Origin of the sequence: Paenibacillus sp. JCM 10914 (genome assembly GCF_001315105.1) — a bacterium.
GTDB lineage: Bacteria > Bacillota > Bacilli > Paenibacillales > Paenibacillaceae > Paenibacillus_AQ.
The window spans coordinates 138,360-152,079 of record NZ_BAZR01000011.1; the positions used below are offsets into that span (position 1 = coordinate 138,360).

Sequence of the window (13,720 nt, forward strand, 5' to 3'; positions counted from 1 at the left end):
AAACCCCAGAACGGAGGATTTACACATGAGCATTATTCGCGAATCTGACCTGCCGGGTATCGGGAAGAAATTCCTTATACAAGCGCGATCAGGAGACAAATTGGTTGTTGTCATTCATGACGACGGCCGCAGAGAGCTTTACCATTTCGAGGATGACAATCCGGACGAGACGATCTCCCAGATTACCTTAGAGGACGATGAAGCAAGACAAATTGCCGGCATCATCGGCGGTATGACATACAAACCGAAAGCCCTCGAGACGATTGAGGTGACGCTGGAAGACCTGATCATCGAATGGTCCCGTATTGAACCGCATTACAAATGCGTTGGCAAGTCCATTGCCGAGCTTGAGGTTCGTCAAAGAACAGGCGCCAACATCTTGGCGATCGTGAAGCGCAACGAGCAGAAGATCAACCCCGGTCCGGGTGATATCTTGACGGAGAACTCCACGCTGGTTCTTGCCGGTGAGCGTAAACAGATCAAGGAACTCAAGGAACTGCTCGTTAACGGTTAAATGTATTTGAAAATGACGAAATGCCCTTTCTGTTTTTTGGAAAGGGCGTTTTTTTCTATGAAGACTTCGCATGACGGATAGCCGACTCAATGTAGGTTCTTAGCGCCTTAATGAACGTGCGCATGGCATATCCGACGTATCTATCGCTGCGGTAGATTAGACAAATGTCTTGAGAAGGCGTAGGATTCCTCAGGTGTACGACTTTGATTTCTGGATTGTGAAGTTGCAGTTGTTTTAACTCCAAAGCGAACACCTTCTTTCCATGGCATTGTTGGCATGCATGTGCACAACACCGAATTTCTTAGCGGACACAGATGCGCTTATAAGGTGAATGTGGTGCGTACATTGAGTGTTTGCGGACCCAGGATCCGTTATTAACGCAAAAGGGGGTGATATCGAGCCCGTTTTTGGTGGATAACGGATCTCTTGTCCGCGAAGGGGGCAAAACCGTGCTGATTTAACCCAATAGCGGAACCTCTGTCCTGCTGTTTCAGATGCCGTTAAAAAACTACGAGAACCCGCAAGAGAAAGATGGTATTTCCTAGTCTCTGCCAATGAATGGGGCCCGATGGTATCAACGTCATCGGTCACTTAGCTGTATTTTTGCTAGTGCCGACGCCGATTACATGACCGGTCAAAAGCTGATGGTGGATAGCGGATCGATTATGCTGAGAGAAGAGCGCCAAGGGAATCCCTTGAGCGCTCTTTGTGTGTAAGGTCGGGCAGGTATGAGTTATTGGTATCCAATGAACGGCTAGGGTGATTTTTTCATTATTTACGAGCTATCATCATAAATCGTGCAGCATTCGTCCGAATCCCTTGCTCGGTTCGATGATCTTCGATGAACTGCTGCAGGATGCGGAAATCCTCGTCATCTTGTCCGAAATGGGGAATGATTGGCGTGTGCTTGAGCAGGAAGATGAGGTCTTCCTCACGTTCGTAATATTCCGCTGCGTCATACTCGACATACTCTATCTGGCGAAAACCTGCTTGATCCAGTTCTGTTATATACCTCTCCTTTAATGTACCGTCTTGGTTCGCGAATTGTCCTCTGCCAAAGGCTGCAGCCAGGTTGGATTTATCACATTCCCGAACCTGCTGGGTCAAGAATATTCCATCATCAGTCAATACTCTTGCTACTTCCGAGGCACGGAATGGGGCATGTTTACATGAAATTAAGTTGAACAATCCGGGCGGGAATTGAAGCTGCTCCGAGTCCATCTGCATGAAACGTACGTTACGGGTTGAAGATGAGTATAAATTTTGCTTGGCCGTTTGAATCATGGCATGGCTCAGATCAATTCCAATCAGGAATGCTGCGCCAGGTGCGATTGAGATCAAACTTTCCCCTCCGCCTGTACCGACATCCAGTACGATGTCGGACGTATTGCATACTTTGCTTACCTGATCGAAGAAATTCCACGACGTACCTTCTGAGATACATCTGACTTGGCTGAAGTCCCAGCCGTTTAAAGTTCCTACATCATCGTAAAATTGTTTGTATTCCTGTGAATTCATAAATGAAGATCAACCTTTCTTAATAAAAGTAAATAGGATGCACTACTGGACACCATTCTAATAAAAGAGCCTAATAGGGCTGACCGTTATGGATCCCAGCCAGCCCTAGTTACTTCGAATGATACGGTATGACATCCCATTCACCTCCACCCTGGAAAAGTTATGTCTATTGTACTTGCAGAAACGGCTAGGCATCAAGCCAAAATATCTTTGATATTTGGAACAAATTGCCTCATAATAGCGTTTACAATATGAGTGTTCTGATTATCGAAAGGATGGGTAGCTATGGGCTTACATTCTTCAATGAGAAAGGTCGGTATTTCCGCCATCATGTTCGGTGTGATGCTTGCCGGAATTTCAGGTTCCCACAGTTTGGGGAGCGAACATATCACGTATGCTGAAGCGGCTTCGGGTCTGAAGAACGGCCAACGTGTTACGCTTCAACAGCGTACGGCATTGTTCCCGGATAGATTGACCAGCAGCAGCAACCTTCAGGCTTTGAAGGTCAGTTATTATGGAGGCAAAGGCGAGACATACCGGATTAGCTCCGTGAACGGAGAGATGACGCAGCTTGAGTCGGACAGCCAGGGTACCATCTGGGTTCCGTCTTGGTATGCGTCACAGGCAGCTAGGCAGGTAAAGGAGATATTGCCGGTGTCACTTAAGATGAACAATCGTACAAGCGTGCATCTGAGTCCGGGAAGCGGGCTGAAATGGCCCGTGTCCATAGCAGGAACGTCACTTACCGTCGTAGCACAGTGGAAGGACTGGTATGGAGTTCTGGTCAGCCCGGCTGAATGGAAGGAAGACTATTATATTTACCGTCCGGCATTGATGTGGGTGCAGGGGAAGGACATTACAGGCAAGAAGACGGTACCTAACGGTCTACTCGATGGAAACTCTGAAGTGTCCATTGATGTGGTACGCAACATAACAGAGTTTCTATTCAAGAAAGGCACCCACGCCTCTTATGTGAAAAAACTGCTGGGTGAGCCACAAGTCAAGGAGGCTTCAACAAATCAGGAGCAGAACTCCAACCTTCCGATGGTCATCGGGGAAACCTGGAGGTATGAAGCGCGCGATGTGCATTTTACCGTCACCTTCTCATCGTCGGGTAAGCTTACCGCTAGCGAATGGATCATTCCTACCACGGGGGCGTATGAACGGCGTTACAGTCCTGGCGATGATTACGAGTTTACATATAGCTTTGCTGTTATACCGCCGAAGAAGACGATCGAGGCATCGCCTGCATGGAGAAATCAGGGTAATCTGAATTTTACGTTCCTGCTGGAAGCAAACGAGGGCGTCCTGCTTGTAAAGGGAGATGATGGCGGGTTCAGCGGAATGCACAATCATTCTTCTCTGTATGCGATAGATCGTAGCACCGGTAAGAAGTTGTGGCAGGAGGACGCTGGTTTTGGCTGGTATACGGCTGTTGCGGATCAGGAGCGGAAGCATGTCACGATGTTCTCGGCTTACAACCCAGCCATTAAGGATTATGAGGCCAGGGTACGACATATCCGATTATCCGATGGAAAGGTGCTGTGGGAGGTTAAGCCAAAGAACGCATTCGGCCTCACGATGACGGCCGCGGCAGACGTTGTAATCTTGAATGAATGGTTGGACATGAATGGAACTAAAAGTGTGCTGAGCGTCCTGGATCAGGATACCGGTAAGCAGCTATGGAAAAAGACGCTATCGAAGGGGCACCGTTTACATAATCAAAGTTCGAATGATTCGTATGTACTCATTGAACAGAATGGCGTGCTTGAAGTATAATCCTAAAACCGGCAAGGCCGTATGGAATTATAAAGTGGGGAGGAAGGAAATGAATGATCCTATCTCAGACCCATACTATACCGGAGGATATCGTTACGACCCGGTAGCACCCGCGGATATCTCAACAAGATGGATGCTGTTAGGAAGTCAATGGGTTTTGCTCAATACGAGGACAGGCGAGAGGGAAGGTACTTATCCAGCTCAAGAAATGGAACGGTTTGAAGTATTGAATGAGCGGTATCTGTTAGTTCAACGTGCGCTGGATGGGGAGTATTTTACTGGAGCGACCGCTTATGAAAGCATACTGTATGATAGCGTGGAAGATAAGGAAGTGTGGACATTAAAGGGAAGGGCTACCCACGGGGTTTTCGATGGAGAGAGAATGTATTTAACCTTGAACGGCATTCCGGCAGCTGTGGATCAAGAGAATGGCAGCTTGATTTGGAAGATGAAAACCACGCTAAAGGCCAATGATGATCTATCCCATCTGGTCGGCAGCAGCTTAGGCGTATTGGATCGGTATATACTCCTGAGCTAGAGAATGATCTTATGGTGTTAGATAAAGAAGATGGCAAGAGCTTAGGAAGGCTTCATAGTGTTGTTACCGGGAACGCCGATCTACGTGAGCAGTATGCGAGAAACGGTGCGCTGAGCGTAACGGACCAAGAGGTGCTGGTTGGAACCGTAAATGGAGCGTTCATTCGTTATGATGCGGCTGAGTTGGTCGAGATGCTGGATGGGTTGTGATGGCAAGGAAAAAGGTGTAATAATCCTGACATTCATTTGAGTTCTGACAGGAATTAGAATTATGTCAAGGGATGGAAAACATTCTTTGATACTAACTGGATTGAGTCAGGCGAAAGGGGGTTGGTATTCGTTAGTCAAAGATGATGAAGGAATTAAAAATGCTTTTCTGCTATGTGATTCAGATTTTGAAAGAGATGCTCAACAAATACCTGTCCCTTTTTGGATTGAAAATGAAGATGTAATATATAATCTGACTCCTTTAATTATCAGACCAGAATTTAAGATGGACTTCGAAAAGATACTAACTTTCTTCGTAGAACAGTCCCCATCAAAAACAATTATGTTTCTGGCGAGATATCAAGGGGGGGATTATGAAATAATTCAGGGCAATTTATCAATTAGTGATTTTATAAATCAAATAAATCTAAAGAATATATTGTTTAATGTCTGTTATCTAATAACAGAATAAAAGAGCAGTGACCTTGAGGACGGCAATCCTCGAGGTCTTTCTTTTACCTCCACCCAGTGCCGAATAAATCGGGCGATACACCCAAGAGAACTTAACCCTCCTCACTATTTGGTTATCACTGTCTAAAAGAAAGAATGCGGTTTCTGTGCGTGCAGATTAAGCAGTCTAACGAATCTCTGACTGAAAACAGTTTATAGGGCGTGGGATACATCCTCTGTTTTGGAATGCATCTCTGGTTGTCTTTTTTAATATGAAGTAATATAAACCATGAAGTTAAGCGCTTTCAAATCCATGGGGGTGTTTTATACCATTTCGGAAAAATACCGTTGTGTGTTTTACAGGTTGTTTAGTATAGTGAATACTATAATTATGGAAAAAGAGGGGGATTTTATTGAAGCGAGCCGTGCGAAGCCGTTCTCCTGAGCAAGAAGTAGCCCATCCTCCGCCAGCTGTTAGGCAGACCCTCTTTTGGCAGATGTTCGCCAGTTATTTTGCGCTTATTATGATTCCCGTGATCGTGGCCAGCGTGCTGGCCCATGTGCTGATCATTCGCATCATTGAACAGGATGCCGAGCGCATGAACAATGCCATGATGAGCCGCTTCTCCGAACAGACCGATGCCGAGCTTCACGCGTTAAAGACGAGTATGATCAACAACCTCAGTTCTTCGAGACTGCGGGGCGTGCTGCTCGCCTCCATGGGCGCGTCCGCAGAACGTAAGTTGTCTCCCGAATTGCTTCATTCCCTCCGGGAACAGCTGCAACAGTTGGAATCGAATGATTTGGTCAAGAAAGCTTACTATTACTTCGCTTATGAAGACCTCATTATCGATGCCGAAACCTATACGAACAAATCCTATTATTTTAATTCACGATCTACGTTAACCCTGAGCCAGCGAACGAAACTTGAAGCCGACCTCAAGGGCAAGAAAATGATGGATTTCACGGATTCTCCGGGAGCCATCACCGCATCGATGAGCTACCCCTTCAATACCGCAAACCCTGATGTTTACTTATTGGTTGAGATGAAGCCAGATAAACTGCAAGAGCAAATTACAATCTCGGAGAGCTGGGTCACGGGTACGGCCATCATTGACGATGCCGGCGCGCTTATCACGCAGATGGGATTAACCGAGCAAGAACAACGAGCTCTATTGGAGCGAATCGATGCTGAAGGTTTGGCTTCGCGATATACGGTATCCGATAAGCTGGGCGTTTCGTTTATGCAATCCGAATTTAATGATTCCTGGCATTACATTAGCATGGTCGAGCTAGAGACGTTAATGAAGCCAGTCTATCTCACGCGCATGATCAGTTGGCTGTTCCTGGCGTTTTTTCTTCTGGTGGGCGGGGTGGTGTCCTATTACCTGAGCCAACGATTGTACAGGCCGATTCGGGAAATCAAGGACGGCTTGAAGCCGCAGCATCTCCCGGGCGAACCTTCTTGGCGCGGCAAAGGCAATGAGTTCGACGTCATCAAGCGCTATTCGCAATTGATCCTGACGAAGAATCAAGAGCTGTCCCAGCAGGTGAGCGGGATGTTGCCGATCGTGCAGGAACAGTTCGTTGCCAAAATCCTGGTAGGTCAATATCGCGATGCCTTGTCCATTGAGTATTATGCCAGAGAGGTGGAGTTCGCTTATAGCGATACCGGCGTGCGCACCGTGCTGTGCATCTCGTTCCACTATGATCCGGCCGTGTATGACATTACTTCGGAATCAACCAAAACATTCCTGATAGCGGAGCTGAAGGACAAGATCCAGAAGCTTGCCCCCGGGATGATCTGGCTGTGCCAGGTCAAGCCGGATATATTGGCCTGCATTATACAGCATGATATGCAACAAGAGCAGCTTCCCGAACAGATGGCCGAAGACATTCGCTTGATACTGAATGACTATATGGACTACTTCAAAGCGACGATCGGCATTGGCAAAACAGCATATGCCATCGAGGACCTGCACCTCTCGTATGAGCATGCGGCGGCGGCGCTGAAGTACCGGGGCTTGCATTCCAACATCGAAATATGCGGCAGCCAACCATTCCGGGAGCAGCAGCATTGGGATACCTTTTTACCGGTTCAGGACGTGAATCGCATCTACAATCAGTACAAAACCAGAGAATATGACAAGCTGCTCCACTTCGTCATGGAACTGTTGGAGGACGGGAAGCGCAGGGATGCGGCGGCTGTACAGATGAAATATCTATGCGCGGATGTGCTTAACACGTGGATACGTGCCGTGGAATCAGAGCATAACGAGATGAATGTCCCGTATTATTCCGGTTTGTTCGAGCGGATGGAACGCTGCATGACTTGGGATGAACTGCAGCAATGCTTCGAGGATATTCATGGCTTCTTGTTCCGAAAAACGGAGAGCAGCAGCCGCAGCCAGCAATTCTCGGAGATCGTGGCCTATATTCATGAACATTACGATCAGGAACTTTCGATCGAATATTTTGCCGGAAAGCTGAACATGTCCATCGGACACTTCAGTCGGATCTTCAAGGAGGAGATTGGCGAGAAGTACGTCGATTATATTGCGAAGTATCGAATGGACCGGGCCAAGTATTTCTTGTTGGAGACGGATATGAAGATTGATGATATTGCCGAGCGGGTCGGCTACTGGGGGAGGAATTCCCTGATTCGCGCGTTCCGCCGATATGAAGGGATTACCCCCGCTAAATACCGCACGATTCATCAATGAGCAGAAAGAGACTTCATTTTCTGAAGTCTCTTTTTTTACATTATGAATGCGGTTACATCGAATAAATCCTTATGCAACAAGGCCTGCAAAACATGTGTCCACCGGAAAAGATGCGCGCTTTACGCTGCTTGCACCCACTGGATATAGTTAGGGACAACACAAGACTTGGAGGTGGCGTTGATTGACGCGGATATTACGATTCGGCTATGTGCTCCATAAACACAAAGCGTTATACCTGTTGATGCTGCCCGGTATTTTGTATTACATCATCTTCAAGTATGCGCCCATGTACGGGATTATTATCGCTTTTCAGGATTACTCGGTCGGGCGGGGCATACTCGGCAGCAAGTTTGTCGGCCTGAAGCATTTAATCGAATTCTTCTATGTTACACCTGATGCATGGAAGCTGATCCGCAACACGATCATGCTGAACGTGTACGATCTCTTGTTCCATTTCCCAGCGCCGATCATATTGGCGGTGCTCTTCCATGAGCTGAAGGGCAAGTGGTTTAAGCGGTTCGTCCAGAACATCAGCTATATGCCGCATTTTCTATCAACGGTCGTTATTGCCGGTATTCTGGTTACCTTTCTCTCCCCGACTACCGGGGTCGTCAATCATTTCTTATCCCAGTGGTTCGGGATCGAACCGATTATGTTCCTCGGTCTGCCGGAATGGTTCCGGACCGTTTATGTCGGCTCTGAAATATGGCAACGGGTTGGCTGGGGAACCATTCTGTATTTGGCTGCGATCGCCGGAATTGATCCCACGTTGTATGAAGCGGCGAAGATGGATGGCGCGAATCGCTTCCAGCAGATGAGGCATGTGACACTGATCGGCATGGTGCCGGTCATGATCATTCTATTCGTGCTGACGCTCGGTAACTTTATGGAGGCCAGCTTTGAGAAAATTTTGCTGTTATACAACACAATGAACTATGAGACTTCGGATGTCATTAATACGTTTGTCTATCGGCGCGGGATTCTGGATGCTGATTTCAGTTTCGCGACGGCCGTCGGCTTGTTCCAGTCGGTTATCGGTTTCATCCTGGTGGTTGCAGCAAACCGGATCGTTCGGAAGTATTCCGAGACGAGTCTCTGGTAGAAGGAGGTTCTTTATGAAGAAGGAAGGCTTGGGATCGCGAATATTTGATATTGTTAACGTCCTGATCATGATCGTGCTGGTCATTGTGATGGTGTATCCGATGGTGTACGTATTCTCAGCCTCCATCAGTGATAATGCATTGGTGGCAAGCGGGGCCGTACTACTCTGGCCCAAGGAGATTACCTTCGTCGCATATGAACGACTGGTTTATAATCCGGACTTGTGGATCAGTTACGGGAATACGATCCGTTATGCGGTCGTCCAAACGGCGTTAACCTTGATTGCAACGGCCGCAATGGCATATCCGCTGGCGAAGAAGTGGCTGCCGGGTCGGCGCTTCATCCTGTTGATGGCTGCTTTTACGCTTCTGTTCAGCGGCGGTTTGATTCCGACGTTCCTGGTTGTCCAGAAGCTGGGCATGTTGAATACGATCTGGGCGATTGTGCTGCCATCGCTGATCAGTACGTGGTATTTGTTCATTATGCGGACGTTCTTCGAGGGTCTGCCGGAGGAACTGGAGGATGCGGCGGCCATAGACGGCTGCAACTCCATGCAGATCCTCGTTCGGATCGTGCTGCCGCTGTCCATGCCCGTTATGGTGACCATTGGCTTGTTTACGATGGTCAATCAATGGAACGCGTTCTTCAGCGCCTTGATTTATCTGAATGACCGCAGCATGTATCCGCTGCAAATCATGCTCCGCAACATTCTGATCGCTGGCGAGAGCGTTCAAGGCGAAGGGGACATGAACCATCTGGTCACGCTGAAGTATGCCATGATCATGATCGCTACGCTGCCGATTCTGTGCGTGTATCCGTTCGTGCAGAAGTATTTTGTACAAGGTGCGATGATTGGCGGCATCAAAGGGTAGCTGTAGATTTCATCCTAGAAATCTATCTCTATATAGAGCAACTCTTAATTTAATAAGGAGGTTGTGACATGAGGAAAAAGGGGATTCAAATCATGCTTGCGGGCTTGATGGCGAGCGTTATGCTCGTAAGCGGCTGTGCAGGCGGAGGTAGCAAAGAGACCGGATCCGATCCGAATAAGCCGGTGACTTTCTCATGGCTTGTGTATGACAGGGTGGAGGGAAAGGTTCGGGATGACTGGGAGATTTTCAAAGTGCTCGAAGAGAAGACCGGCGTTAACGTCGATTTTCAAATCGTAAGCCAGGAAGGCCTGGAAGAGAAACGGCAAATCATGATCGCCACCAACACGGCAACCGACTTCATTCAAGTGCCGACGCAGGACGGAAGGGAGCATGGTCCGGAGAAGGTGTTTCTTAACCTGAACGATTACCTGGATATTGCACCAAACATTAAGGCGTTCTATGAACAGTATCCTGAAGCGAAAGCACTTGCGACCGGCACGGATGGCGGGTTGTATACGATTCCTGTGCTTGAAGGGGATGCCGAAGGCAAGGGATTCAACTTCGTATGGTACGCGCGTAAAGATATCATGGATAAGCACGGGATCGAAGCCCCGACTACGCTTGACGGATTTTATGAATACTTGAAGGAACTCAAGCAATTATATCCGGACTCTTATCCATTGATCTCCAATACGATTGTGGGTGATACCGGACTGTACACGACATTCGGCAGGATATTTACCGGCGTCAACGGCTTCTACAGCCAACTGCCGGAATCGGATGAATATGCATTCGCTCCATATCATGAGAACTATAAACCGATGCTGGAATTCCTGAACAAATTGTATGCGGAAAAACTGCTGGACCCGGAATATTCCTTGCTGACGCAAGCACAGTGGGAAGAACGAATCCTGACGGGCAAATCATTAGTTACGTATTTCTGGAAGGCCGATCTGGAATCGCTCACGGTCAAAGCGCGCGGAGCGGGTACCGCGGATTATGAGCTGGATGCGATCCCTTCTATCGCCGCGGACGGCATCAAGAACTATCAATTCTCCCGTCCGGTCGTCGGCACGGTAGGCCGCGCCATATCGGCGAAGGTCAAGGATAAGGAGCGAGCCGTGAAATTCCTCGATTATCTGGTTGGTGAAGAGGGAGGTAACTATCTGTCCCTAGGAATTGAAGGCAAGACCTACACGATGGAGAATGGCCAGGCACTCTATAACAGTGAATTCGGGGAATCTCCTTTTAACACGCTGCGTAAGGATTGGGGAGTATGGTACGACATGATTACACTTAATAATGCCAAGTCCCGTGCTGCTTGGGAGCAAGGCTTGAGCGAGAAGAGCAAGGATATCAACGCACGTTACGAAGCGTATATCGTCCCGGCGCCTAAGCAGATTGTTAAGACGGAAGAAGAGCTGGAACTGGAGAAATCCAAGCTGAACAACTTGAACAAATTCCTGGAGCAGAAGGTAACTGAATTCGTGACAGGCAAGACGCCAATTAACGACGAGACGTACCAACGATTTATTGATCAAGCGAAGAAGCTGGGCTCGGATGAGCTGCTGGAGATGTATAACACGGCGTATAAGCGTACTTACAGCAAGTAATTCGGTATGAGACGGGGGTACTCAGTCATGGACGATTACAAAATTATCGATGTCGATGTTCATAACGAGCAGGATGATCGGGCATTGGTCCCATATTTGCCGGAACCCTGGAGATCACGGGTTGCGGCATCGGGAATCGGATACGCGGGATCGGGGTATTACTCCCCGATCGGCGTCATGAAGAAGGACTCGATTCCTCCTGGCGGAGGAAAGGCGGGTTCCGACCCTGATTTTATGATCAAGCAGTTAATTGAGGGTTACAATGTGGATTATGCCATATTAACTGGCGTGGTATATAACATTTCTTCGACGCATGACCCGGATTTTGCGGCGGCGATCTGCTCGGCTTACAACGATTACTTGATTGCGGAATGGCTTGGAAAACACAAGGCATTCAAAGGCTCCATGGTTGTAGCGACCCAGGACCCGCTGCTTGCCGCGCGTGAGATTGATCGCATCGGTGGACACCCGGAGATCGTACAGGTGATGATCTCCAGCGCAGCACGCGCTCCGCTCGGTCAGCGGCAGTATCATCCGATCTATGAAGCGGCTGAGCGGAACGGACTTCCGGTTGCGCTACATCCGGGTGCCGAAGGCGGCGGCAGCTCAACCGCGCCGACCGCGGCCGGTTATCCAGCCCGCTATATCGAGTGGCATACCTGCCTTTCTCAGATGTTCATGGCTCATCTGGTCAGCATGGTGTGCGAAGGGATATTCGTGAAATATCCGAAGCTGAAGGTGGTATTGGTTGAAGGCGGCGTGGCATGGTTACCCGGCCTGATGTGGCGACTCGATAAGAACTATAAGGCGCTGCGTTCCACCGTACCCTGGTTAACTCAAATGCCGAGCCAGTATATCCGCGATCATTGCTTCTTGTCTACGCAGCCGATCGAAGAACCGGATAATCCGAAGCATCTCGTGGATCTGTTCAATATGATTGATGCCGAGAACATCCTGCTCTACTCCAGCGACTATCCGCACTGGGACTTCGATTCGCCGGGACATATCCTGCGGAATTTAAAGCCGGAAGCGAGGCGCAAGATCTTCCGCGATAATGCGATGAGATTGTATCAGTTGTCCTAACGAGACTTGAGATGAGTATACAAAATGATGGGATAACCTGACGGAAGCGAGGGAGTTCACATGGCGGTTCACTATGTGCTGAAGGAAGGCGACATTCCGGAGGGAGGTCACGCGGTGGTCTCTGTCCTTGGTCGTGAGATTGGAATCTACCGGCTAGGAGACGAATACCACGCCATTAACAGCTATTGTCCGCATCAGGGCGCCCCGATGTGTGCGGGACTAGTCTCCGGTACGACCCTTCCTTCGGAGGTATATGATTACGAGTATGGCAAGAGCGGTGAGATTATCCGCTGCCCTTGGCATGGCTGGGAGTTCGATCTGCGAACAGGCAAATCCTTGTTCAGCGATCGCATTCGCGTGAAGAAATATGAAGTAGAGGTGCACGAGGGCCAGATCGGCGTCGTGCTGGGAAGAGAGAAGTAAACAGAAGGGCCAGCCGTCATAGTACAGACGGCTGGCCCTTTATTGTTGGCGTGAGTCATTAGCGAATGGATTTTATTGATTTGGCGATGTCGATCATTTGTTTTTTGCTCAGGACCACGCTGGAGAGCTCATTATAGGTCTGGTTCTGAATCCATCTGAGAAAGCCACCGTTGTCCTCCCTATCAGCCCAAGCCCGGAATTGTGCCTCCGTACTGTTCCACCGAACCGGCTCACCGTTGTTATTAGAAGCATTGTTGGCAGAGGAGGTCGTATAATATTCCTCTGCTGTTCGCTGCTCGATCCCGAGCAGATAGTCATTGCCGCTCTTATCAAAGTAAGAGAAACGGGTAAAGGCAATCTTCTGTTCGCCGGGAGTGTAGGGGGAGGGCTGCGGAATATCCAGCTTCCAGTCCATGCCACGCAGGGATGGGGCGAAGAGTTGGAAATCGGCGTCTCGGGTAAGTGACAGTAAATCTGGGTCTGCAGCATAAGCGAATTGTCCCAATGTCGTGAAGAGTAGCGAAAGCGTCATGATGAATAGCGTTTTGTGTACCATCGGCTTCACTCCATTCAATTGTTTTACATAGTTTTTCCAAGTGAGATGAATTTATGCATGAGACTAAGCAAAAGTGGAGCTACAAATCCCTGAGAGGGACTTGTGGGAGAGAAATGGAGCAAAAGTGGAGCCACAAATCCCTGAGAGGGACTTGTGGGAGAGAAATAGAGCAGAAGTGGAGCCACAAATCCCTGACAGGGACTAGTGGGAGTGAAATGGAGCAAAAGTGGAGCTACAAATCCCTGAGAGGGACTTGTGGGAGTGAATGCGAGCACAAACAAGGCCACAAATCCCTGAGAGGGACTTGTGGGAGTGAATGCGAGCACAAACAAGGCTACAAATCC

General features: G+C 48.7%; 13 protein-coding genes. 11 read left to right on the forward strand and 2 right to left on the reverse strand.

Translation table 11 applies throughout. The annotated features are described in order from the left end of the window. The first annotated feature begins 25 nt into the window (after window positions 1-25). Window positions 26-514: a cation:proton antiporter regulatory subunit gene (locus JCM10914_RS14680; protein WP_023962214.1), complete on the forward strand. Its 489-nt coding sequence runs from the start codon at window positions 26-28 to the stop codon at window positions 512-514. Between the two features lie 771 nt (window positions 515-1,285). Here JCM10914_RS14680 and JCM10914_RS14685 read toward each other — a convergent pair. Next, entirely contained in the window at window positions 1,286-2,032 is a 747-nt protein-coding gene (locus JCM10914_RS14685; protein ID WP_023962216.1) for a class I SAM-dependent methyltransferase, read from the reverse strand. A gap of 285 nt (window positions 2,033-2,317) precedes the next feature. Between JCM10914_RS14685 and JCM10914_RS14690 the strand changes: the two genes are divergently transcribed. The 10 genes from JCM10914_RS14690 to JCM10914_RS14725 all read left to right on the forward strand — a co-directional run bounded on the left by JCM10914_RS14690 (window position 2,318) and on the right by JCM10914_RS14725 (window position 12,820). Further along, complete coding sequence (locus tag JCM10914_RS14690; protein WP_023962218.1) at window positions 2,318-3,811, forward strand: PQQ-binding-like beta-propeller repeat protein; 1,494 nt, start codon at window positions 2,318-2,320, stop codon at window positions 3,809-3,811. A 49-nt stretch (window positions 3,812-3,860) separates the two neighbouring features. Then, entirely contained in the window at window positions 3,861-4,349 is a 489-nt protein-coding gene (locus JCM10914_RS30405; RefSeq protein ID WP_231638658.1) for a hypothetical protein, read from the forward strand. 11 nt (window positions 4,350-4,360) lie between these two features. Then, entirely contained in the window at window positions 4,361-4,558 is a 198-nt protein-coding gene (locus JCM10914_RS30410) for a hypothetical protein (RefSeq protein WP_023962221.1), read from the forward strand. A 61-nt stretch (window positions 4,559-4,619) separates the two neighbouring features. Then, complete coding sequence (locus tag JCM10914_RS14695) at window positions 4,620-5,027, forward strand: hypothetical protein (RefSeq protein WP_052019807.1); 408 nt, start codon at window positions 4,620-4,622, stop codon at window positions 5,025-5,027. Between the two features lie 391 nt (window positions 5,028-5,418). Then, window positions 5,419-7,728 (forward strand): helix-turn-helix domain-containing protein, encoded by a 2,310-nt coding sequence (locus tag JCM10914_RS14700; RefSeq protein WP_023962223.1) that lies wholly within the window; start codon window positions 5,419-5,421, stop codon window positions 7,726-7,728. Between the two features lie 241 nt (window positions 7,729-7,969). Beyond that, the gene (locus JCM10914_RS14705; protein WP_370570255.1) at window positions 7,970-8,830 is read left to right on the forward strand and encodes an ABC transporter permease; all 861 of its coding nucleotides are present in this window, start codon (window positions 7,970-7,972) and stop codon (window positions 8,828-8,830) included. Between the two features lie 13 nt (window positions 8,831-8,843). Then, complete coding sequence (locus JCM10914_RS14710) at window positions 8,844-9,701, forward strand: carbohydrate ABC transporter permease (RefSeq protein ID WP_023962227.1); 858 nt, start codon at window positions 8,844-8,846, stop codon at window positions 9,699-9,701. Window positions 9,702-9,793: 92 nt separating this feature from the next. Next, window positions 9,794-11,314 (forward strand): extracellular solute-binding protein, encoded by a 1,521-nt coding sequence (locus tag JCM10914_RS14715; protein ID WP_370570256.1) that lies wholly within the window; start codon window positions 9,794-9,796, stop codon window positions 11,312-11,314. Between the two features lie 27 nt (window positions 11,315-11,341). Continuing rightward, complete coding sequence (locus JCM10914_RS14720; RefSeq protein WP_023962231.1) at window positions 11,342-12,397, forward strand: amidohydrolase family protein; 1,056 nt, start codon at window positions 11,342-11,344, stop codon at window positions 12,395-12,397. A 60-nt stretch (window positions 12,398-12,457) separates the two neighbouring features. Next, a complete protein-coding gene (locus tag JCM10914_RS14725) occupies window positions 12,458-12,820 on the forward strand; it encodes a Rieske (2Fe-2S) protein (protein WP_023962233.1) in 363 nt (120 codons plus the stop codon). A 58-nt stretch (window positions 12,821-12,878) separates the two neighbouring features. Here JCM10914_RS14725 and JCM10914_RS14730 read toward each other — a convergent pair whose 3' ends face one another. After that, the gene (locus JCM10914_RS14730; protein ID WP_023962234.1) at window positions 12,879-13,376 is read right to left on the reverse strand and encodes a DUF4367 domain-containing protein; all 498 of its coding nucleotides are present in this window, start codon (window positions 13,374-13,376) and stop codon (window positions 12,879-12,881) included. Window positions 13,377-13,720 lie beyond the last annotated feature (344 nt).

Excerpts from the sequence above, each read along its gene's own strand:
- JCM10914_RS14680 (WP_023962214.1), top strand. The coding sequence starts at position 26 with ATGAGCATTATTCGCGAATCTGACCTGCCGGGTATCGGGAAGAAATTC.
- JCM10914_RS14685 (WP_023962216.1), bottom strand. The coding sequence starts at position 2,032 with ATGAATTCACAGGAATACAAACAATTTTACGATGATGTAGGAACTTTA.
- JCM10914_RS14690 (WP_023962218.1), top strand. The coding sequence starts at position 2,318 with ATGGGCTTACATTCTTCAATGAGAAAGGTCGGTATTTCCGCCATCATG.
- JCM10914_RS30405 (WP_231638658.1), top strand. The coding sequence starts at position 3,861 with ATGAATGATCCTATCTCAGACCCATACTATACCGGAGGATATCGTTAC.
- JCM10914_RS30410 (WP_023962221.1), top strand. The coding sequence starts at position 4,361 with ATGGTGTTAGATAAAGAAGATGGCAAGAGCTTAGGAAGGCTTCATAGT.
- JCM10914_RS14695 (WP_052019807.1), top strand. The coding sequence starts at position 4,620 with ATGTCAAGGGATGGAAAACATTCTTTGATACTAACTGGATTGAGTCAG.
- JCM10914_RS14705 (WP_370570255.1), top strand. The coding sequence starts at position 7,970 with ATGCTGCCCGGTATTTTGTATTACATCATCTTCAAGTATGCGCCCATG.
- JCM10914_RS14710 (WP_023962227.1), top strand. The coding sequence starts at position 8,844 with ATGAAGAAGGAAGGCTTGGGATCGCGAATATTTGATATTGTTAACGTC.
- JCM10914_RS14715 (WP_370570256.1), top strand. The coding sequence starts at position 9,794 with ATGCTTGCGGGCTTGATGGCGAGCGTTATGCTCGTAAGCGGCTGTGCA.
- JCM10914_RS14720 (WP_023962231.1), top strand. The coding sequence starts at position 11,342 with ATGGACGATTACAAAATTATCGATGTCGATGTTCATAACGAGCAGGAT.
- JCM10914_RS14725 (WP_023962233.1), top strand. The coding sequence starts at position 12,458 with ATGGCGGTTCACTATGTGCTGAAGGAAGGCGACATTCCGGAGGGAGGT.
- JCM10914_RS14730 (WP_023962234.1), bottom strand. The coding sequence starts at position 13,376 with ATGGTACACAAAACGCTATTCATCATGACGCTTTCGCTACTCTTCACG.